We start from the raw sequence: 21,935 nt of genomic DNA, 5'->3' as shown, positions 1-21,935 counted from the left end.
CAGCTTCTAGTTTTTAGGAAAAGCAGGATCGGCCGTGATTTCCTTTATCTGTCCGATATGCCGGGCGGTGTGCGCTGCCACAAACAGAAAGTTTTGATAGCCGTCCGACTTTCCCGTCGGGTATTCACTGATGTGGTTGCGCATGTCGTCTGCATCGGCGTCTTTCAGATAGCTAAGGATTGGCTTTCTTCCGTTGTTGAAGTCGGCCAATGCCTGCTGTGCATCTGTGTATTTTCCGGCAGGCTGCAGCTCCTTCGGTGCCTGATGTTTTTCGGTACGGTCTGTAATCATCTGGACGAGCTGCGCATCAGTGGTTTTTATTTCAGACCGGCGGTTCGGCTGTGCCGGCTTTTCCATTTCTTTCCGGCCCATTTCGAACAGCATTTGTTCCGATGTGATGATGTGCTCCAGACACTGAGCCACCGACCATTTGTCGGCTGCCGGTTTAAAGGCGAGCTGTGCTTCGCTGAGTCCTGCCACCGCCTGGCGTAATTCGTCGGCCGTGCTGTTGAAATAGCGCTCGAGGAAGGCGACGCTTCCGTCGGCTGCAGCGGGGCCGCTCTCCAGTATGGATTTCAATTTAGTGAGACCATTCTCCAGATCGTCGCCGATCATCTTCTCCATATCCATAAAGAGGAGCATGATATTCATCGGATAGTTCATACGGCCGCTAAAGCCCCATTTTACCTTAGTCTGGTTGTCGCCCGATGTCTCCGTAATCATGTAAGCGGGCTCGGTAGCCTCAAAAGGTTCAAAAAAGCGGAGTTCGAAATCAATTCTTTCGCCCTCCGTTATTTTCGTAATTTCCTGCTCGCCTACGCCTACCTCTTTGTTTTTACTTTCCCAGGCAGAAACAAAACCTACTGTTCCGTCCGTGCCCCGATAGGTCTTTTTCATGTTCGGGTCTGTGTTGGCCCATTTGCTGTAGTTTTCTTGATTTTTCAGGTATTTGACATAGTTGAACACTTCCTGTCTAGGTGCGTCAATAACAATTTCTTTCTCGACGGCATACTCTTTTTTTACAATAAGCGCGACGATGAGCAGAATAGCTATTATGATTCCGATGACGGCCAATACTCTCTTTAACGTTTTCATTGGTTAGTGTTTTAATAGTTATTTGATGAGCTAAGTTAGCACATAAAAAATAAAATTAATAAATATTTTGAAACGGAAAGTTGTTGATTATAAGATATTTTCGCCGGATGTACGGGGCGGTCGGCATGGCGATCCAGACTATGGGATCTTCCGGAGCTGGGTCGGCAGCGGTTAACGTTTATCCTGTCGCAGCAGTGTGATCTCTTTTTGCCATGTTCGTTTTTCGGTGGGTGACTTCGTCAGCTGAATGGCCTGCTCGTAGTGGGCGATGGATTTGGCAGCAGCTGTCTGGGCATACAGATAACCTAAGAGTGCATGATAGTAGCTGTTTTGTTCCAGACCCAGCTTCTCCGCTTCCACAATCGCTTTGTCTTTTCCGTGCACCTTCGCAAAGGCGAAAACGCGGTTTAACGCCGTGATCGGGGAGTACTCAACGACGATAAGCTGATTGTACAGCTGCAGAATATGCGTCCACTTGCTGTCGTCTGCCGGAGCTGTATGCCAATAGGCAATTCCTGCTTCCAGATGGTACTTGGACACTTCCTGCCTGTCGGTTGCGTTTACCAAATAGTAGTTTCCCCGCTGAATAAGCGATTGATCCCAACGGCTTTTGTCCTGTTCATCAAAGAGTATTGCTTCGCCACGTATGTCCGTTCTTGCGTCCAGTCTCGAGCTTTGAAAACACATCAACGCCAATAGCGCATTCACCTGAGGGGTGTTCGTCAGTGTGTTTTCGGTGAGCAGCAACGTCAGTCTCATGGCTTCCGAACAAAGCTCGATCCGCACCTGCTTGCTGCTGGTTTTCGAGAAATATCCCTCGTTAAACAAAAGGTACAGGGTTCGAAGAACAATTGGCAGCCTCGACCGGATGTCGGTTTCGTTCAGCGTAGTAATCTGAAAGCTGTTGTTCCTCAGGTTTTTGCGCCCACGTTGCAGGCGCTTTCTGATGGTTTCTATTTTTGTAAGGAAAGCGTCGGCGATCTCTTCTACGCTGAAGCCGCAAAGAATCTGAAGCGCTAGACAAATCTGGCTTTCGCTGGGGTTTGCGGGATTGCAGACAGCGAAAATCATGGCCAGCTGACTGTCGGCTATTATCCGGCCGTTATAGTCGAATTCCCCTTCGTTCTCAATACTCTCGGGTATTATTTCGTTTCTGACCTTCGTCTCGAAGATGGCGGTACGTTTGAAATAGTCTTTTGCTTTATTGCGGGCGACAGTATACAGCCACGCTGTCGGGTTGTCCGGTACCCCATTGAGCGCCCAATGCTCCGATGCTTTCAAGAACGTATCACTTGCAATATCTTCGGCGATGTCCATATGATGTAAACCAAAATGACGGCAGAGCACGGCCGTCATTTTAGCATATTCCTGTCGGAATAGATGCGGTAACAGTTTGTTATGTGTCTCCGTTTTCTTCAAAGCTAGTCACGTTTCAATACCTCTCTTACCTCAATACTGCCGCCTATTTTGAAGATGGGGTTTTCTTTCGCTATGACGACCGCCTCTTCAATGGTGGCTGCTTTGATCACGATATAACCGCTGATAAACTCCTTAATTTCGGTATAAGGTCCGTCGGTAACCACGTTGTCCGGTTTTACGGTTTTGGCGCTTCCGGGGACAGGCAGCAACGTGTTGCCTTTGTCTACCAGTTGATTTCGCGCGGCGATGCTTCCTAGCCAGTTCATCCTTTCCTGCATCTGCTCAGGCGAAGGTTGAAAATCAGAAATGTCTGTCAGTCTGAAAATTAATGCAAATTCTTTCATCGTTTTATTTATTGTTTGAACGTATGACGATCGGATTTCCGTTATGGGGACAGCAATTATGTTTTTTATTCTGTCAAGAGGCGATTTCCGTATTATGGCTGCGACCAGGGCACGTCATGTGTTGGCTACCGCCTGAGCTGCCTTTCAAAGGTAAATTAATTTTCTGGAAAACGGAGGGGCGGTAACCGGCGAAGGAATATTTGTGTGTCATACTGTTGCGATCAAGCCAAGCTCCTGCCCGTCGTTGTCAAGAATCATGGTTATCTCTTAGTTTGCTGTATTGAAAAAATCTGTAGAAAAGCAGGATGGCTACTGCAAGGGAAAGTCCCACGAGCATAAGATGCGCCGCATAAAGAATAAACAGCAGACCGGTAAAAAAACAGAACAGCAAGACTTTGCTTATCCGTAAAGGCAGATTCCCGGTGCTTAAAATCACACTTCTAAGAAGCAAAAGAAAAACCACATACGATATCGTGAATACACCTAATCCCGGGAGAATACCTGCGGCGGCTGTTGCGTAAATTATTTCAGGAGAAATCAATATAAGGTAGTACGGAACAGGCTCGATAAATCTTGCAAATGTCTTGTACGGAAGATTTAGGGCAAAGGCCATTTGCTGGCTTTGCAGCACAAAATCCCGATACAGAAGGATGATGTTTAGGCAGGAGAGTATGAGGGCTAGCAATACCAGCAGCTGGAAGTCTTGCTTCTGGAGTGGATCGGCAAAGAGATGCAAGGCCACCAATACGACGGCTTTCGTGAGGATAAGACTGATCTTGTTATGATGGACATGGTTCACGAGCGGGATAAGACCCAGCGGGAGGGGGCCAAGCCGCGTTGTGCTTTTCGTATTTCGAAAAGATGTACCGTATGCTAGAGTGCGGTCTACGTATGTCACGATTCCAACATGGAGTGCGATGAGGTACGTCAAGATAAAAAGGCCGTAACGGAGTCCGGCATGGTGATATCCGACCGCCAGCGAATACAGGGCGTATAGATAGAGCGGCAGTTGAATGATGAATACGGTGGCCACCCATGTTTTCCAGCGAAGTGTCTTCCGGATGCCTATAAAAGAGTAGCGCAAAAAAAGGTTTCGTTCTGCCGCCATTTCTCTAACGATATAGCGGGCAGCTAAGCCGCTATAAAGAAGGGCAACAAAGCAAAACAAGCCAGCTAAAATAGGGTCCGTCAGTACTTTTATAGGTAGCAGCATGCTCCAATAATCGGACGTCCCTGTCTTTAATGCGCCGGCGGTCTGTGTAAAGAAGCAGTAGCTGATGATTATACCGAAGCCGAAAAGAAGCACCTTGATATATTTTTTAAAAAAGCCCTTAGCGAAAACCTTTATGAAAATGCTCCGCATAAAACATCAAAATTTGAGCTTGCCCGATTCGACATTGACAATGGTCGCTTCAAGGGGGAAGCGATCAGTATGGGCCGCCACCACTATCGTCGCTCCCTGCTGACGCCGCACCCATATCTGATCTTGTAAAAAAGCCGTGGTATCAAGATCGAGGGTTACAAAGGGTTCATCCAACAGTATCAGCTGCGATTGTCCTATGAGCGCCAACGTCAACGACAGCTTCTTTAGCATACCACTTGAATACTGGGATATAGGCTGGTGGTTGATGAAGTCGCGCATCTGAAATCCGTCGATCATCATCTCTACCTGTTCTTGGGTTCCCTCTTTTGCCGAGAGGAAAAAATGAATGAGGTCCCTGCCTAGCAGAAAGTTAGGATATACCGGCTCTGTCGCGGAATAATTTACCAGGCGGAGATACTTTTCAGGATTTTTTCTCAACGAAAATCCCCGCATCAAGATATCCCCGCGATAAGGTATTAATCCCGCGAGCGATTTGAGGAACGTGCTCTTTCCGGAACCGTTTTTACCATGGATCCAGTAGATACCGGCTGGTGGCTCCCAGGAGGGGACCTCCAGCGCGAGATGCGAAGAATAGTATACTTTTAGGTTTCGTATTTCAAGCATATCGGTAAATTTCGAATAATGTTGGCTATTTTAAAAGACATAACGGCCAAACGCCGCAGTTTTCCGGTAAACAGTGCCACCGGACAGGTAAAACTGGCCCCTATCACCGTTGGACAGCAGGCGTCGACGTCGCTAAACGTTTTTCCGTTTTTTTTGTCGGAAATTGCGTAATTTTCTCCGCCCAATAAAAACGGAGGACAGCCGGATGCTATCAAGAACACTGTACATTCTTTTCCTTACCTTTCTTTTCGTAGGAGGTGCTTTCAGTCAAGCCAATCTTAAGCAATATTTTACCGATTGCGGTTTTGAAGGCAGCATTACTATTTTTGACTATAAAAATCAAAAGTGGATCATGAGTGACAGCGTTGAATCTTCGGTACAGAAAGTTCCTGCGTCGACATTTAAGATCGCCAATTTGCTGATTGCATTAGAAACCGGTGTCATTGCAGATGAACTTGACATCGTAAAGTGGCGGGGTAAGATAGATACCGCTGTTTACGGTTACCGTCCTTCTACCTATAAAAACATGACGGTTAAGGAGGCTTTCGAGGTGTCGGCGGGCTGGGTATTCATGGAGCTGTCAAAGAAAATAGGCCGGAAAAGATACCAAAGATACCTAAAGGCTTGTGGTTACGGAAATCGGCAGGTGTCGGATGCGGCCGACTTCTGGAATTTCGGCCCTTTGGCCATTTCATCGCGTAACCAGATAGAATTCCTCGTTAAGGTATACAGTGGTAAGGCGCCGTTCTCCGCGAGGAGTATCGATATATTAAAAAGGGTTATGGTTGTTGAGCAAAACGACGACTATATCCTTCGTGCGAAAACGGGATGGGGCTGGCAAAACGGTATAGATGTGGGATGGTGGGTCGGTTACGTAGAGAAAGACGATAACGTCTATTTTTTTGCAACCAGACTCGCTAAGGACAGAGCGGATAAAAATCCCCAGTTTCCGAAGTGCAGAATCGATATTACCAAAAGGGTACTTAAAGACATAGGAGCGCTATAATGGTTGCGTCCTCGCTGATCAGGAATCAACAGGAATATTTTCTAATTTCTCTTCCGTTGTTTATCCTTCGACAATGTCAGGCTGAGCTCGTCGAAGCCCAGGGTGACCATGGATGGGTGAGTACTTCGGCAGGTTGAGTACTTCGGCAAGCTCAGTACAGGGCCCTTCGACAGGCTCAGTACAGGCCCTTCGACAATGTCAGGCTGAGCTCGTCGAAGCCCAGGGTGACCATGGGTGGATGAGTACTTCGACAAGCTCAGTACAGGCCCTTCGGCAAGGCCAGTACAGGCTCGTCGAAGCCCAGGGTGACAATTGACTCCATAGGGGTTATATCTCAATAGAAAACCGTGTATTAATCACACGACCCCAACAGGGGCTACGGCTGGTTTGGTCAAGCCGCGAATCTCCACTTCAATTATTTAATATTTAATTTGGAATGATCGTTCCGTTTTATATAACTTTATGGAATGATCGTTCCGTTATGAAGAATGATGAAGTGTTAAAACAAAAGAGACAAAATGAGTAAACTTAAAGACAAAGTCGCCGTCGTAACAGGCGGCAGTTCAGGAATTGGCTATGCGGCCGCAAAAGAATTTGCGGCACTAGGGGCAAAGGTGATTATTACTGGCCGTAATCAGACCGCTATTGACCAGGCGGTGCATGAGTTGGGAGGCCAGGTGTTCGGTATCCGTGCTGATGCAGCAAGCATAAGTGATACAGAAAAGCTTGTCGAGCAGGTACGATCCACCTTCGGCAGGGTTGACGTTTTGTTCGTAAATGCGGGTGTGGCGCTACAGGAACCGGTAGGACAGCTTACCGAGGCCAGTTTCGATGAGTTGGTTGCCATCAACTTTAAAGGTGCTGTTTTTACCACGGAGAAGTTTATTCCGATCATGAACGACGGGGGTTCAATTATTCACATGACTTCGGTCAGCGCATTTACGTTTGCGACAGGAACGTCCGTTTATTCCGCCACGAAAGCTGCGCTTACGGCGTATAGCAAGACAGCAGCGGTAGAACTTGCCGACCGGAAGATCAGGGTAAACACCGTCGCACCGGCCATGACAGAAACGCCTGCAATTTACAAAGGGCAGTTTGCAAACGAAGAGATTCACACGTTTCTTAAGAGTAAATTCCCGTTCAAACGGTATGGGCAGCCCGAGGAGGTAGCAAAACTGGTGGCGTTTTTGGCTTCTGACGATGCAGCGTTTATTTCCGGCGGCGAATTCACGATCGATGGCGGGGCATCTGTAAACGCTGTCCGCCTCTAAATTTTTTTGGTTATATTTGGAACGATTGTTCCGTTATGTGTATCTTTGTAGGGGCATTATAGTGCCCCTGCAACGCATATGGCAAGGACAAAAGTATTCGACGAGCATCTGATTTTAGAAAAGGCAATGGAGCTGTTTTGGCAGAAGGGTTACAACGCCACGTCCGCACAGGATCTGGTGGATAATCTGGGTATCAGCCGGTCGAGTATGTACGACACGTATGGCGATAAACATTCACTTTTTCTAAAGGCGTTGGAACTGTACCGTCGGGAGCGGATAGATCCGGTAATAAAGGGATTGACGACAGCAGATGATATCGAGGCGTATGTCAGATCTATCTTCAAAACTGTAAAAGCCGAGGCTGTGGAACCGGCCGAACCGACGGGGTGTTTCATGGTAAATTCTGCGGTAGAGCTGGCTACGGTAGACTCCGATGTGCGGACAATCGCAAATGCGATTATGCGCGATACGGAGGAGGCACTGTATAACGCGATACAGAAGGGGCAAGACGAAGGCATTTTCACGACAGCGTTTCCGGCGCGCGCGTTGGGCCGTTTTGTTCTTAATTCCCTCAACGGGTTCCGGGTAACCATGAAGTTTGACGCCAGTGAGCGTATGTTCGACGACATCGTAGATGTTTGTCTGTCGGTTTTAAAAGGCCGATCCTAAGAAGGTAATGGGGCGTCAAAACCTCGTCCTTGCGAGGCGACGGCACGCCGCGAAGCAATTTAAAGAATGCCTATCAAAAAACTATCGTCGCATTATTTGGTTCTCTCTTAGGACAGAACAATGGATAGCACAACGATGCCTATGAAACGCTTTATTTTTTTGTTTTTAACCGTACTTATCTACAGCTCATGCAGGGAAAGGACTCCTGCCAAGAAAACAGAAACCCCGCCGGAACGCCCTGAAGTCCGGCTGCAGATCAGCATATCCCAGCGGCAGCTCTATGTCCTCGAAGGAGAGGACACGCTAAAACGGTATGCCGTCGCGGTGGGTAAACAGGGATATCCAACACCGGAGGGCGACTTTGAAATTCACCAGATCGACTGGAACCCCGATTGGACGCCACCGGAGAGCGACTGGTCAAAGGACGAAACGTACAAGCGGCCCGGCGAACCGGGAAACCCGATGGGTAGGGCCCGCATCATTTACAAGATGCCGTATACCATACACGGCACCACCGATCTTGAGTCGCTCGGAGAAGCCGAGTCGCACGGCTCGGTGCGCATGGCGAACGCCGAGGTGATCGAGCTCGGGCGCTTCCTGATGGAGCGTACCGGCACCAACCGGTCCGACGAATGGTTCAACCGTGTGCTGACCGACTCGACGACGATGGAGTCGGTGAAGCTGGAGAAGACGGTTCCGCTAAAAAACGTAAAATAATCAGCGGATTTTATCCAACTGTAATACGTAAGATGTTAACTAACGATCGTGTAGAACTTTACACGATCTTTTTTTATTTTAAATAGACCGATCGGTTTATTTTTGTTTATCTTTATACCGTAACATGGATCGGGTTTATGAAAATGTCCAAGTCAGAAAATACCAGACAGTTTATTGTTGAGAAAACGGCTCCTTTATTCAATACGAGGGGATATGCGGGTACTTCGATGAACGATATTATGGGTGCAACGGGTCTTTCAAAAGGTTGCATCTATGGAAACTTCGAGAACAAGGATGAGGTTGCTTTGGCGGCCTTCGACTACAACCACAGCAAAGTAAACGAACATATGAAGGCGCGGATACGGGCAACCGAAAATTCTATTGAGCGACTGCTGGTTTATCCACATACCTATAAAAACTATTTCAGGTATCCGTACCTGCAAGCCGGCTGTCCGATTCTCAACACGTCGACAGAAGCCGATGACACACATCCGAAATTGAAAGAACGCGCAGAAAAAGCCTTGGCGTTCTGGAAGACATCGATTGAAAACCAGATAAAGCGTGGTATGGTGAGGAAAGAAATAAAGGAAGACACCGATCCGACAGAAATAGCCGTCGTCATGATTTCCATGATTGAAGGTGCTTTTATGCAGGCGAAAGTTACGGGTAGGACAAAAGAATTGAAAATAGCAATGGCATTTTTGGAAAGAATGATCATCGGTTTAAAGGCATAATTTTTTTTTGATTAAAAAAAGACCGATTGGTTTTTTTCTGATTCAGAAAAGAGTTTCGCTGAATCAATTTAGAGAAGATGTATGGTTATTAAATTATATAAGAAATGAAGATAATAAAATACGCTCCGCAATATCAACAGCAATTCGAGCAACTTAACAGGGCCTGGGTGGAGAAGTACTTCGAAGTGGAGCCTATGGATGAAGCGTTGCTTTCCGACCCGGAAGAAGCTATTCTGAACAAAGGAGGACAGATATTTTTTGTTTTGCATGAAAATCAGATCATCGGTACCGTCGCATTGGTATGCATGGGAACGGGCGTTTACGAAATGGCCAAAATGGCGGTGGACGAAAGGTTTCAAGGGTTAGGGGCAGGGAAGCTGCTCTGCAGGACCGCGATTGACGAAGCAAAAAAGCGCGGTGCGCACAAACTGGTATTATTTACAAATACCAAACTGACGACCGCCATAGCCATATACCGCAGATTCGGCTTCACGGACGTCGTACTGGACGGGCAAGAATACAGCCGTGCCGATACAAAAATGGAACTGTTATTAAAGCCGGCTGTGCGGAAGTGGTTTGACCGGCAATTTAACTTCGGACTAGGAAGGAAGGATTTTCCGGCCTTGTTAAGCAGGATGGAAAACGCTGCCTTGAAGGTAAAGGAAATAACGCAGGGACTATCCGAAGACCATCTGCATTTTAAGCCGGATGGTAAATGGTCGATCAAAGAGCATATCGGCCACTTATGGATCTTAGAGCGCCTTTGGCAAACGCGATTTCTGGAAATAAAGGAAAATAAAGCGGAAATGTCGCCAGCGGATCTGAGCAACGCGGCAACCGACAAAGCTCTTTTTAATCAACGCCGACTGGAGCATATCCTATCCGGTTTCGAGCAGGAACGGCAACATACGATCCGGACGTTGAGCGGTTTCGACGGCGATGATTTTTTATACCGGTTATATCACCCGAGATTAAACCATCCGATGACCGTGGCTGATTTGATGTATTTCGTTGCAGAACACGATGACCACCATCTGCATGCGATAAGGGACGTGATGGACAAGCTAACGGAAAACATCCCCGGAAGGAGAAAAGGCTGACCGCTAAGGGCAGCGTAGCAATCGTTAAAATCAAACCATATGGAAAGCTATTTAAACAGCGTCGTAAAGCAATTCAAGTACTACAGGGCACTTGGCGAAAAAGCAATGGCCCAGCTGCAGGACGAACAGTTATTCTGGCAGTACAACGGCGAAAGCAACAGTATCGCCATGCTGGTAAGCCATATCAGCGGAAACATGTTATCGAGGTTTACGGATTTCCTCACGACCGACGGAGAGAAGCCCTGGAGAAACCGCGATGCAGAGTTTATGGACCGGTTTGAAAACAGAGAGCAGTTAATGAACCAATGGACCAAGGGCTGGAGCTGTCTGATGGATGCTTTGGAGAGCTTAACCGCGGAGGATCTGGAAAGAATCGTGTATATCCGAAATGATGGGCATACCGTGACGGAGGCGATAAACAGGCAGCTGGCCCATTATCCTTACCACATCGGGCAAATCGTCTTCATTGCGAAGATGCTGAAAAATGAAGATTGGCAGACGTTGTCGATTGCCCGCAACAGATCGGTCGATTACAATAGCCGCAAATTTTCGCAGGACAAAGACAGGCGACATTTTACGGACGACGTATAACTTCTAAACGTAATAAAGATGAAAACCATGCTGATCACTGGGGCAAGCCGCGGGATAGGTGCCGCCACGGCCTCGCTGGCGGCTGCAAGAGGATTTTCGGTAGCTGTTAATTATCGCAGCGACAAAGCAGCTGCCGAAGGAGTCGTCGCGCGGATCCGTGCCGACGGCGGCCGGGCGGAAGCTTTTCAGGCAGACGTTTCCAAGGAAGGAGATGTCAAGCGTTTGTTTGCGGAAGTGGATGCCGTGTTTGGACACCTGACGTCCCTTATCAATAACGCCGGAATCTTAGAGCAACAATGCCGTATGGAGGGTATGAGCCGCCAACGGCTACAACGGATATTTGAGGCCAATACGTTCAGCGCTTTTCTTTGCTGCAGGGAGGCTATCATGCGGATGGCGACAAGATATGGTGGAACCGGCGGGACCATCGTTAACGTTTCTTCGATTGCGTCGCGAACCGGAGCGCCCTTCGAGTATATTGATTATGCGGCATCGAAGGGAGCTGTGGATGCGATGACCATCGGGCTGGCCAAAGAGCTGGCAGGCGAGGGTATCCGCGTAAACGCCGTACGCCCCGCATTTATCCATACCGATATTCACGCGTCGGGAGGAGAACCGGATAGGATCGACCGGATAAAAGATTCGATTCCACTAAAAAGAGGCGGACTGGCAAGTGAGGTGGCAGAAGCTATTCTCTGGCTGGCGTCGGAGCAATCTTCTTATTCCACCGGTATATTTATTGACGTGACAGGAGGGCGATAGGAGGCTTTTTCCACGTTAAGCGCGGAGCAAAGTACATCATGTGCTCTAAGCTAAGCGCTGAAAACGGATAAATGCCGTTTGCAAACCTTGAGGCGTTCACGTTAATTCAACCGTTCATTTCCGGGCTTTTTTATGCCTATCGTCGTTTTCGAAGCAAAGACGAGTATCTGAATGATAACGGCGATGACGATGAGTACGGCAAGTTCCAGGTAGGACAGTATGTTCGAGAAGCTTGTCATATTGAGCACCTCGTCCAGCTGTTTCTTTCCTTCCTCCACCTGTATGAGCGAGAGGTCCTGGAGGGTCTCGCCGGCGTGCTGTGCGGCTGATAGTGCGGCCGCATGGTTGCCGCTTTCGTTGTTTGCGGCTATGGTGTGACATAGTCGTTTGAAAGTTTCGAAATTGGTTTTTTCCTTTTCGGTGAGCGTTGTTTCCTCGTATAGTGCATTCAGCGCGGTCACCTCGGTAAGGTGGGTGTTTACCAATGCCGTAACCCTGCTGTCCTTCTTTTCAAGGGCCGTGATGATGCCTTCCATCTTCTTGGACAGCCGAAGGATATATTGTGCGACGACCAGGCGGTCTTCGTAAATGGAAGTGACCGCCTTATTGATACGTTTAACCGTCCGCTGTTCACGCATATTGATCAGCATCACGAGTCCAAGCACCGTGAACAGCAGTATCGATGCCTTCATTTTCTGTTTAATCGCAAAAGCCCACATGGTTCTCCTATTTACGAAGCGCACGGCGCCACAAGGTTTATAATGTAGACAAATTAGCAAATTATTTCAACAATAAAGAGTACGAACACCTTGTTTCTTCGTCAGGGATAAAAGGAAGTATGGGAATGTAATGCCGGCATTACCTGTGTTAACCCTAGGAGGGGAGAGAAGCGACCAAAAAATAGTGCCTCTTGCGACGCTAATTGATCTGAACGTGGCAGCAGCCCTGCGCAGCGGTGCCCGGTGTGGACGTTGCTGCGAGGGGCAAGTGTCCGTATAGGAATAATAAATCGGGAAATTTTCTATCTACCACTTTTCCATGATCTGCATCCTGTGATTAATGCCCCAGTCGGCGATGCTGTCCGTTAATATTTTTAAAGTCTGCCCATGTTCGGAGAGTCTGTATCTTACAGACATGGATTCCGACCTCCAGACTTCCTTTTCGATAAGGTTGTTGGTTTCCAGTTCTTTGAGCTCCCGGCTAAGCATTTTGCCTGATATCCCCGCGATACTTTTAAGCAGTTCAGAATATCTCATGGAGCCATAGCACAAACGGGCGATAATAGGCATTTTCCATTTGCCGCTTAATATATACATGGTGTCATCAATCGCCCTTAATTTTTTAGCGCAGTCGCCAGACAATACGTTTACCTTTTTATCCATATGAAAGTTGGTTACCCTAATGTTACTATATTTTTCGACACTTTGTGACAAAAGTATACCGATCGCTTTTAACTTTACAAATAAAAAAGTAGTTATGACAATATTAAAAGATTTGCAGTGGCGTTATGCGACAAAAAAGATGAATGGGAATAGTGTTCCCCAAGAAAAGGTGGACTATATACTGGAGGCAGCACGGCTGGCACCGTCTTCATCAGGTCTGCAACCTTATAAAATAATTGTAGTGACAGACAAGGTCTTATTGGAAAAGATTAAAGGGGTGGCTTACAACCAAAGCCAGATTGTTGATTGCTCGCACCTGTTGATATGGGCATCGTGGGATGGATATACGAACGACAGGGTAACGGCTGTATTTAATGAAATGATGGACGAAAGAAATCTTCCGCACAGCACCATGGATACGTATAAGCAAACGATTATGGATAGGTTTGAAAATTACGGCAGGGAGTATCAGGCGCACCATGCGGCTAAACAGGCATACATCTCGTTGGGGATTGCTATGGCCGCCGCGGCAGAACAGAAGGTTGATGCAACACCAATGGAGGGCTTTTTAGAAGATAAGCTCGACAAGCTTCTAAACCTTGAGGGAACTGGGTATACGAGTGCAGTAATTCTCCCGTTGGGCTATAGAGACGAAGCCAACGATTGGTTGGTAAAGATGCCTAAATACCGGACGCCGAAAGAAAGATTTGTCACTGAAGTGACGATCAACGATGCTAATCCCGATGTTGATCCTATGACGGAATCCTTAGAAGGCATCATTACGCCTAAATAGCACATCGGCAACCGCCATCTTGGCTATGTAACCGCCGAAGTGGGCACCGCGCTCCATTTCCGAAAGCAGAAAGCGTCGCTGCTTTCGGAAATAATATTGCACCTCAAAGGCAATTTATGTAAGTTTGATAAATTGGATGCAAAGTACTGATGGCTGAAGTAAAGCCGACGTCAGGCCTTTGATCTAGGGTAAATGTAACGTGATAATCAATGGACGAAGCCTTATGAAAGTCAAACGGATAGTCGCCAATGTAAGTACCCCGCAGATCGATGCCGCCAAGCGGTTTTACGGCGAGGTACTAGGTCTGGACGTCCTGATGGATCATGGTTGGATAGCGAGCTACGGCAGTTCCGGGCACATGCGCGTACAGATCGCGTTTGCTACGGAAGGAGGGTCTGGAACCGATGTTCCCGACTTGTCCATTGAGGTCGACGATCTCGACACCGCGCATGCCCGAATGAAGGAATACGGATACAGCATCGAATACGGGCCGGCGGATGAGCCGTGGGGTGTACGCCGCTTTTATGTCAGGGATCCGTTTGGGAAGCTGATCAACATCCTGATGCATTTATAAAGGAGCCCACGGGGTGTGCCGCTTGCGCTTGTCGCTCCAGCCAGCCCCGTAGTACGGGTGCTTCCGCAAACCGTCCAGGAGCTAAAAACCGCTCCACCATCAGGTGGCGATATCACTGCCCAATTCTTCTGATCTTTTCGCATGTACGATATGGGCCAGATGGTGGTCGCCATGCCACGCATATATACCGATGTTTGTTTCCAGCGAAATTCTTTCGTTGGTTTCAGGATGTATGAATTGCCGTTTAAGGTCTTCTTCCGTGAGGGATTTCAATAAAGCTGTCCATCGGCGGTGCAGGCCCTTTAGTACATCGAGCGAACTATCTATTGGTAAATGGCTGGCATCGGGAAGCTCGGTCCAAAGGTCTTCTAGATAGGGTTTTATGGTCGGCGTTTCTTCTGTTAACGTCAGTTTGAACCGGATGAAACTATTCATATGGCTGTCCGCACAATGATGCACCAGCTGCCTTATTGTCCACCCCTCCGGTCTGTACCGTTTTGCGAGTTCCCTGTCCGTTAGCCCATTTACCTCTTTATTCAGCCTCGCCGGAAAGCTCTCGATGCTATCTATCCACCGCGCAATCGTCTGGGTGGTTATGATTTCCGGTTTCTGGAATTTTCCGATGGGATATCTACGTGTGTCTATGTTGTTTTCCATGTCTGCAAAAATGCCGATTATTGTTTTAAATCCGCGGCCGGTGATAGCCTTACTCATCGATCAGCTCATAGGCTGCCTTCAGAAACAGGGGATAGAGCTCTTCTTTTTTAAGCATGTTGAGGTAAAACAATGCTATAAGATCATTTTCCGGATCAATAATATAAGCCGTGCCCATCATGCCGCCCCATGAAAATGCGCTGTTGGAAACGGCAGGTACGGGCTTTCGCTCTTCATTATGGAGCTCAAACCCGAGTCCGAATTGGAAGCCTTTGCCACCCGCATTTACTTCAGGCAAGCGGTTTATGGCTGTCATGGCCTCGACTGTCTCCGGCTTTAATATCCGAACACCATTGTATTCCCCCTTATTGAGCAACATCTGACAGAATTTTGCGTAGTCTGCTATAGGTCCGTTGAGGCCGATGGCGCCTTCACAATATGTCTGTTCGGCGCTTATGGTTCCCTCGGCGTACATCGTGGTTGCCTTCTCCAGTTTGCCATTTACATAATTGTAAGGCTTCACGAACCTTTCGAGTTTGTCCGCTGTATAATACCAATCGGTATCATCCATGCCCAGGGGTGTCAAAATTGTCTCCTTAACATATTCGCGTAGTGGTTTGCCCGATATACGTTCGATCAGGTAAGCCAGCATATTCGTGCTGATGTGGTAATTGTAGTCGGTGCCGGGATCAAACCCCAATGGGTATTTCGCCAGAGCTTCCATTTCATCTTTCAGGTAGCGCGTACTTCCCTCGACCCCCATTGTCCGCTGACCGGCAACTTTGCCACCGGAGCCCGTATTGGCCGTTTGTGGTGGTGTGCCCTGCGGGGACCGTTCCTTGCGGCGCAGTGCACCGACCTGGCCCGCGCCGAGGCCCGAAGAATGCGCCATGAGGTGCACGAAGGTCATCGGCTGCTTTACAGGCCTCGTTTCGTACGTGCCATCGTCGTTCACTTTTGTGATTACCTGATCCGGTATGCCGGGAAAATATTTGGCGACCGGATCGTCTATTGCTACCAATCCTTTGTCGACCAAGGTCATGAAAGCCACGGTGGTTACAGCCTTTGTTTGTGAAAACAGCACATAGTAGTCGTCAACATGGGCCGGTATCTTGTTTTCGGGATCCTTATACCCGAACGCTTTGTGATATAGTACATCGCCGCCTTTGGCGATATAGGCCGTAAGAACGCTGGTTTTGTTGTTGTCAATAAAAGACTGAAGTAAGGAGTCCAGGCGTGCTGTCTCGCGATCCTGTGCATGCAGATGTATCAGTCCACAATGGAATGCGATGAAGACAACGAAGACCCTGCGAATTTTTTCGTTCATGCGTATGTTGATTAAGTTTATAAGCAGTATCTGGAGCTTTATCTGCTAATTTAGTAAATAACAGGTGCATAAGTAGCGGTCTGTCATACTTTTTTTCGTTCCGGTATTGGTTGAACTCAGCGAACTCCGTTCATTGCGAGGAGGTGGTATGGCCACGAAGCAATCTTTTCCTCATCCCTCTGAAAAATTACACCTTGCCATGACCTTTGAAAACGCTGGAAAACATCCTCATGTGTGTAACGGATGTTATCTTGTAACCTTTTCCGCCACTATAGCATATACCATCGGAATATTGTTGTCTAAATGTTTTATCCGATATTTTTTCGGTTCAAACTCGACCATATGATTAAAACAGTTGTATGGCGAATAATCGTACTCCTGAAAATGGAGGAGTTGCATGGAGTTGTTGAGTAGGCTGTTTATAACCTCGCTCATGCTGTGGTTCCAGCTTATATGCGATAGCGAAACGTCTGCATTCTTATCTGCATAAGTTCCCTGCTCCGTTTCAAAGATCGGTTCGTCCTTAAAATAATTGTATCCGATGCCGGCGAAGTCTTCATCGAACATCCACACGACGGGGTGGAATTCTGCGAAAACAAACCTGCCGCCTGGCTTAAGAAAAGAGGCGATCAACTTTCCCCACCTCTCTAAATCAGGCAGCCAGCCAATAGTGCCGTAACTCGTAAAGACGATGTCAAACTTTCTGTCAAGATGCTGATCAAGGCTGTAGACATCGCAGCAAATAAATTCTGCGTCTGAGTTGGTTTCCTCAGCCAGTGCTTTGGCCTGTTCAATGGCTTTGTCGGAGAAGTCCACGCCAGTCACGGCAGCTCCAAGCCGGCTCAGCGAAATGGAATCCTGTCCGAAATGACATTGCAGGTGTAAGATACTCTTTCCTTTGATGTCTCCTAAGAAAGCCAATTCGATTGGATTTAAAGACGTTTCTCCCTTAAGAAATCCATTAAGGTTATAGAAGTCAGACTTCAAATGCGTATCGACACGACTGTTCCAGGAGTTCCGGTTTACTTCTATATAATTGTCATCAGGTTCCATCGTAAGTATGAGTTAATTGGCCGCTTTTAGATTCTAAGTTATGTAAAGGCAGCTAAAAGTAAAAATAAATAATTATGTCGTGCAGTGCACGAGCCTGTGCGCCAAACATATTTTGAGTTTTTTGTTAAATTCTAAATATATTTGGAATATGACACAAAGATCATCTAACCAACCAGTTAAACCGTGGAGCATATGCGCGTTGATCGCATTGCTCGCTATCTTTTACACGCCGGGTTTTGCACAAAAAATAAGCCTATACGATCTCCGGACGGAATATCAGGATGATCCGCTGAGTCTGGAGACTGCGCGGCCCCGATTTAGCTGGAAGCTGAACAGTAACATCAAAAACACGGTGCAGGCATCCTACGAAATCCGCGTCGCTTTAGACGGGAAAAGGCTGGCCTCCGGAAAAGATCTGATCTGGAAAGATAAACAGAACAGCGATCAGTCGGTGCATATTCCGTATGACGGTCCGGAGCTGAAGTCTGCGACGCGCTACTACTGGCAGGTACGGGTAACCGACAACCACGGAAATACCTCGCCGTGGAGCACTGTGAAGCTGTTTCAGATAGGACTGAAGCCTGAAGATTGGACGGCGCAATGGATTTCCGTGCATGGGCAGGACACATCTCTGCGAAGCCCGCTATTAAGGAAACAGTTTAAAATCAACAAGAAAGTGAAGCAAGCCTTTGTGTATATCACGGCAAAAGGTTTGTACGAAGCAGCGCTGAATGGCGGCCGCATCGGCGACGATTATTTTGCGCCGGGATGGACCAGCTACAATAAGGGACGGTTGCAATACCAGGTATACGACGTCAGTAAGCAGGTGAAAATGGGCGAGAATGTCATCGGCGTGACGTTAGGCGATGGCTGGTATAAGGGACATATCGGCTTCGGAAATCAACGGAGCTATTATGGGAAAAACCGTGCCCTGCTGATGCAGCTACTGGTGACGTATGCCGACGGTAGCAAAGACGTCATCCAAACAGACGATAGCTGGAAAAGCAGCTACGGCCCTATCTTATGTTCCGATATTTATCATGGGGAGACTTATGATTCCAGACTGGAAAAAACGGGTTGGGATAATACCGGGTACCAAGAGGATGCTTCATGGCTGCCGGTGGCTGTCCTACCTGACGGTAAGTCGGAGCTGGTGGCTATGGAAGGCCCTCCTGTACGCATGCAGGAAAGGTTGAAACCGCTGAAATTGATGATTACCCCTGCCGGAGATACGGTTGTCGACTTCGGTCAGAACCTGACAGGCTGGGTACGGATGAAGGTGAAAGGGCCATCGGGTAGGGCGGTGACGCTAAGTCATGCCGAGGTTTTGGACAAAGCGGGTAATTTCTATACGGAAAACCTACGAACCGCAAAGGCACAAAACAAGTATATTCTAAACGGAACGGAGCAGGTTTTTGAGCCACATTTTAGTTTTCAGGGGTTCCGTTACCTAAAACTCGAGGGGTATCCAGGGCCCGTGGACACGGCAGGCCTGACGGCGATAGTACTCCATTCGGAAATGGGACAAACAGGAACATTCAGTACGTCCAACCCGATGCTAAACCAGCTGCAGCATAATATTTTCTGGGGGCAGAAAGGTAATTTCCTGGATGTGCCAACAGATTGCCCGCAAAGAGACGAAAGGTTAGGGTGGACGGGTGATGCGCAGGTTTTTTACCGGACTGCTGCTTACAATATGGATGTGTCCCGATTTTTTACCAAATGGCTAAAAGACCTAAAGGCTGAGCAGCAGGCCGATGGTAAGATTCCTCATGTGATCCCGAATGTCATTGGCGACTGGGAAGCCGGTTCCAGCGGTTGGTCCGATGCATCGACCATCGTCCCGTGGGAGATGTATATGGCCTACGGTGATAAACGGATACTCGAAGAGCAGTACGGAAGTATGAAAAAATGGGTCGACTATATCAACGGGATATCCAAAAACAACCTATGGAATAGCGGGCGGCATTTCGGCGACTGGCTGTTTTATCGTCCCGATGATGACACAGATGGCAGGGCAGCTGTGACAGACAAATATCTGATTGCCCAGACCTTTTACGCCCATTCGACCCAGCTACTGATCAATACCGCTAAAATACTGGGCAAAACGGAAGACGTCGAAGCCTATTCCCGTTTGTTGCAGGACATTAAAGATGCTTTTGTAAAAGAGTATTTAAGCGCCAATGGAAGGCTCGTGTCGGGCACGCAAACGGCCTATGTATTGGCTTTAAATTTTGACATGTTGCCGGAGCACCTGCGGGAACAGGCTGCCGGCCGTCTCGTCGAGAACATCAGGAGCTATGGCAACCACCTGACCACAGGCTTTTTGGGCACGCCCTATCTGTGCCATGTATTAAGTCGGTTTGGCTATACGGACGTCGCCTATGATCTTCTCCTGCAGGAGAGCTACCCCTCTTGGTTGTATCCGGTGAAAATGGGGGCGACGACCATATGGGAACGATGGGATGGCATCAAGCCGGATGGCAGCTTCCAAACAGCAACTATGAATTCATTTAACCACTATGCTTATGGAGCAATCGGTGACTGGATGTACCGGAGTGTCGCCGGAATCTCGCCCGACGGAGCAACTCCCGGCTATAAGAAAATCATCATCAGGCCTCAGCCGGGAGGGAAGCTGAACCACGCAAAAGCAGAGCTGATGACGAGCTATGGATTACTGGGGTCATCCTGGGAGATCGAGGGCAACCGTTTCCGGCTGCGCGTACAGATTCCGGTTAATACGACAGCAACTGTTATACTGCCGGATGGAAAGCAGGAACAGATAGGCTCAGGAAGCTATGCGTTCGAAAGCTTACTTGATGAACAGAAAGGGAATTAGTGGCTTCAGCGGGGTAAATAGGGCACGGGTGAAAATTAGGTGTTTTTTAAACGCATTTGATCTATTTGGATGTGAAAGGAATAGCTCAGCTGGCTAGAGCTGTTCATTGGCTCCTGTATGGTGCGATTAAAAGTCTTCGTCCGCGCGACTGTCGGTGCCCGCCACTTATATTTCAATGCCTGTATGGTGCGATTAAAAGCAAAGATTTTAACAGGACAAAGGTTGCCGAGATGCTATTTCAATTCCTGTATGGTGCGATTAAAAGTCTCCGTGACAACGTAACATCGGAAATACTTTACGGATTTCAATTCCTGTATGGTGCGATTAAAAGCACCGGCGCCACAAAAAAGATCAACTATTATAAATATTTCAATTCCTGTATGGTGCGATTAAAAGCACGCCGGTATCGATCGGTGTATTTTAACCGAAACAATTTCAATTCCTGTATGGTGCGATTAAAAGCTCAGCCTTAATCTTCGCCATCTCATCCTGAACGTATTTCAATTCCTGTATGGTGCGATTAAAAGAAAATGGTTCTCAAAAAATTATCGACGATAAAAATATTTCAATTCCTGTATGGTGCGATTAAAAGATAGATTAGGGCGTGAAAATGTTCTTGCTTATGCCAATTTCAATTCCTGTATGGTGCGATTAAAAGAGTGGAGTTGCCTGAAGGAGTAAAAGAGGTTTCCTGATTTCAATTCCTGTATGGTGCGATTAAAAGAGCAATAGGGCTTTGGGGGCTGCTTCTAGAGCTGCATTTCAATTCCTGTATGGTGCGATTAAAAGGATGTAATAACCTTTCTTGCCGAGGTCACTATCAAATTTCAATTCCTGTATGGTGCGATTAAAAGAGGAAGCATTAGCCGAGCAAAGGAAACAGACTAAACATTTCAATTCCTGTATGGTGCGATTAAAAGCGCTTAACACGTTCTTTGACGTATCTGCAAAACTATTTCAATTCCTGTATGGTGCGATTAAAAGTTTAATATAGACGACCTAGCCACATCAGACGAGAATTTCAATTCCTGTATGGTGCGATTAAAAGCGGATCACACTTTTAACAACCGTGAGTTTCCTCCGAATTTCAATTCCTGTATGGTGCGATTAAAAGTAGTTTATTAAGATTTTTACCCGTGGTTATCTTATATTTCAATTCCTGTATGGTGCGATTAAAAGGATCTGCTCAACGCCTAGTATTTGGATGTTATCCAAATTTCAATTCCTGTATGGTGCGATTAAAAGTGTATAGAAATTAGCTATAAATATCCCTTATAAGTAGATTTCAATTCCTGTATGGTGCGATTAAAAGAATTGGTATCTAATGTAATTAGACAGGTAGTAGAATTTCAATTCCTGTATGGTGCGATTAAAAGGGGATCAACAACTACACGTACAGAGCTACTACAGAAATTTCAATTCCTGTATGGTGCGATTAAAAGAATTGGGGATGTGGTTGTGTCAAATTTGTAAAGATTATTTCAATTCCTGTATGGTGCGATTAAAAGAAGACTGCAGAAAGAGAGGGTGTAAAGTAAACTGTGTCAAATAAAGAATTTTTATATTAGACACAGCAAATGGAAAAAGAGGAATTTGATTTTGAACGCTTCAAAGAGGA

General features: G+C 47.2%; 21 protein-coding genes and 1 CRISPR repeat array. Of the genes, 11 read left to right on the top strand and 10 right to left on the bottom strand.

Annotation, left to right across the window (positions count from 1 at the left end):
- Window positions 1-6: 6 nt before the first annotated feature.
- From BC792_RS18260 to BC792_RS02950, 5 genes are all read right to left on the bottom strand, one after another.
- Window positions 7-1,095: a DinB family protein gene (locus BC792_RS18260; RefSeq protein WP_170249938.1), complete on the bottom strand. Its 1,089-nt coding sequence runs from the start codon at window positions 1,093-1,095 to the stop codon at window positions 7-9.
- Window positions 1,096-1,266: 171 nt separating this feature from the next.
- Complete coding sequence (locus BC792_RS02965; protein WP_246154807.1) at window positions 1,267-2,514, bottom strand: RNA polymerase sigma factor; 1,248 nt, start codon at window positions 2,512-2,514, stop codon at window positions 1,267-1,269.
- Between the two features lie 2 nt (window positions 2,515-2,516).
- The gene (locus BC792_RS02960) at window positions 2,517-2,858 is read right to left on the bottom strand and encodes a YciI family protein (protein WP_148907505.1); all 342 of its coding nucleotides are present in this window, start codon (window positions 2,856-2,858) and stop codon (window positions 2,517-2,519) included.
- 247 nt (window positions 2,859-3,105) lie between these two features.
- The gene (locus BC792_RS02955; RefSeq protein WP_148907504.1) at window positions 3,106-4,221 is read right to left on the bottom strand and encodes a hypothetical protein; all 1,116 of its coding nucleotides are present in this window, start codon (window positions 4,219-4,221) and stop codon (window positions 3,106-3,108) included.
- Between the two features lie 6 nt (window positions 4,222-4,227).
- Window positions 4,228-4,845 (bottom strand): ABC transporter ATP-binding protein, encoded by a 618-nt coding sequence (locus tag BC792_RS02950; protein WP_148907503.1) that lies wholly within the window; start codon window positions 4,843-4,845, stop codon window positions 4,228-4,230.
- 205 nt (window positions 4,846-5,050) lie between these two features.
- Between BC792_RS02950 and BC792_RS02945 the strand changes: the two genes are divergently transcribed.
- The 8 genes from BC792_RS02945 (at window position 5,051) to BC792_RS02910 (ending at window position 11,695) form a co-directional block, all read left to right on the top strand.
- Window positions 5,051-5,851 carry a class D beta-lactamase gene (locus BC792_RS02945; RefSeq protein WP_148907502.1) on the top strand — a complete coding sequence of 267 codons (801 nt, stop codon included), beginning with the start codon at window positions 5,051-5,053 and terminating at the stop codon, window positions 5,849-5,851.
- A gap of 518 nt (window positions 5,852-6,369) precedes the next feature.
- Window positions 6,370-7,122 (top strand): SDR family NAD(P)-dependent oxidoreductase, encoded by a 753-nt coding sequence (locus BC792_RS02940; protein WP_148907501.1) that lies wholly within the window; start codon window positions 6,370-6,372, stop codon window positions 7,120-7,122.
- A 78-nt stretch (window positions 7,123-7,200) separates the two neighbouring features.
- Window positions 7,201-7,791: a TetR/AcrR family transcriptional regulator gene (locus tag BC792_RS02935; RefSeq protein WP_148907500.1), complete on the top strand. Its 591-nt coding sequence runs from the start codon at window positions 7,201-7,203 to the stop codon at window positions 7,789-7,791.
- A gap of 141 nt (window positions 7,792-7,932) precedes the next feature.
- Window positions 7,933-8,508: a L,D-transpeptidase gene (locus BC792_RS02930; RefSeq protein ID WP_170249937.1), complete on the top strand. Its 576-nt coding sequence runs from the start codon at window positions 7,933-7,935 to the stop codon at window positions 8,506-8,508.
- A gap of 137 nt (window positions 8,509-8,645) precedes the next feature.
- On the top strand, window positions 8,646-9,242 hold the full coding sequence (locus BC792_RS02925) for a TetR/AcrR family transcriptional regulator (protein WP_211357458.1): 597 nt from the start codon (window positions 8,646-8,648) through the stop codon (window positions 9,240-9,242).
- A gap of 104 nt (window positions 9,243-9,346) precedes the next feature.
- Window positions 9,347-10,342 (top strand): GNAT family N-acetyltransferase, encoded by a 996-nt coding sequence (locus tag BC792_RS02920; protein WP_148907498.1) that lies wholly within the window; start codon window positions 9,347-9,349, stop codon window positions 10,340-10,342.
- Window positions 10,343-10,381: 39 nt separating this feature from the next.
- Window positions 10,382-10,933 (top strand): DUF1572 family protein, encoded by a 552-nt coding sequence (locus BC792_RS02915; RefSeq protein WP_148907497.1) that lies wholly within the window; start codon window positions 10,382-10,384, stop codon window positions 10,931-10,933.
- Between the two features lie 18 nt (window positions 10,934-10,951).
- Window positions 10,952-11,695, top strand: a complete 744-nt coding sequence (locus tag BC792_RS02910) for an SDR family oxidoreductase (RefSeq protein ID WP_246154806.1) — start codon at window positions 10,952-10,954, stop codon at window positions 11,693-11,695.
- A 101-nt stretch (window positions 11,696-11,796) separates the two neighbouring features.
- Here the strand turns inward: BC792_RS02910 and BC792_RS02905 are convergent, their stop codons facing one another.
- Both BC792_RS02905 and BC792_RS02900 read right to left on the bottom strand, forming a co-directional pair.
- Window positions 11,797-12,414 (bottom strand): MCP four helix bundle domain-containing protein, encoded by a 618-nt coding sequence (locus BC792_RS02905; protein ID WP_148907495.1) that lies wholly within the window; start codon window positions 12,412-12,414, stop codon window positions 11,797-11,799.
- A gap of 306 nt (window positions 12,415-12,720) precedes the next feature.
- Entirely contained in the window at window positions 12,721-13,077 is a 357-nt protein-coding gene (locus BC792_RS02900) for a winged helix-turn-helix transcriptional regulator (RefSeq protein WP_148907494.1), read from the bottom strand.
- Window positions 13,078-13,171: 94 nt separating this feature from the next.
- Between BC792_RS02900 and BC792_RS02895 the strand changes: the two genes are divergently transcribed.
- Both BC792_RS02895 and BC792_RS02890 read left to right on the top strand, forming a co-directional pair.
- Window positions 13,172-13,870, top strand: a complete 699-nt coding sequence (locus BC792_RS02895; RefSeq protein ID WP_148907493.1) for an NAD(P)H-dependent oxidoreductase — start codon at window positions 13,172-13,174, stop codon at window positions 13,868-13,870.
- Between the two features lie 223 nt (window positions 13,871-14,093).
- Entirely contained in the window at window positions 14,094-14,444 is a 351-nt protein-coding gene (locus BC792_RS02890; RefSeq protein WP_148907492.1) for a VOC family protein, read from the top strand.
- Between the two features lie 99 nt (window positions 14,445-14,543).
- Here the strand turns inward: BC792_RS02890 and BC792_RS02885 are convergent, their stop codons facing one another.
- The 3 genes from BC792_RS02885 to BC792_RS02875 all read right to left on the bottom strand — a co-directional run bounded on the left by BC792_RS02885 (window position 14,544) and on the right by BC792_RS02875 (window position 17,478).
- A complete protein-coding gene (locus tag BC792_RS02885; protein WP_246154805.1) occupies window positions 14,544-15,158 on the bottom strand; it encodes a YfiT family bacillithiol transferase in 615 nt (204 codons plus the stop codon).
- On the bottom strand, window positions 15,151-16,425 hold the full coding sequence (locus BC792_RS02880; RefSeq protein WP_148907491.1) for a serine hydrolase domain-containing protein: 1,275 nt from the start codon (window positions 16,423-16,425) through the stop codon (window positions 15,151-15,153). The genes BC792_RS02885 and BC792_RS02880 overlap by 8 nt, the downstream gene beginning before the upstream one ends.
- A gap of 246 nt (window positions 16,426-16,671) precedes the next feature.
- Window positions 16,672-17,478: a class I SAM-dependent methyltransferase gene (locus BC792_RS02875; protein ID WP_148907490.1), complete on the bottom strand. Its 807-nt coding sequence runs from the start codon at window positions 17,476-17,478 to the stop codon at window positions 16,672-16,674.
- 148 nt (window positions 17,479-17,626) lie between these two features.
- Here BC792_RS02875 and BC792_RS02870 point away from each other — a divergent pair, with 148 nt between their 5' ends.
- Entirely contained in the window at window positions 17,627-20,317 is a 2,691-nt protein-coding gene (locus BC792_RS02870) for a glycoside hydrolase family 78 protein (protein ID WP_148907489.1), read from the top strand.
- A 169-nt stretch (window positions 20,318-20,486) separates the two neighbouring features.
- Window positions 20,487-21,825: direct repeats of the CRISPR family, unit length 30 nt; unit sequence ATTTCAATTCCTGTATGGTGCGATTAAAAG.
- Window positions 21,826-21,935 lie beyond the last annotated feature (110 nt).

The sequence above is a fragment of the Sphingobacterium allocomposti genome (genome assembly GCF_008124885.1).
In the GTDB taxonomy this organism is placed as follows: Bacteria; Bacteroidota; Bacteroidia; order Sphingobacteriales; family Sphingobacteriaceae; genus Sphingobacterium; species Sphingobacterium allocomposti.
The sequence above is the reverse complement of the archived record's forward strand: the minus strand, read 5'-3'. Positions and strand labels throughout refer to the sequence as shown.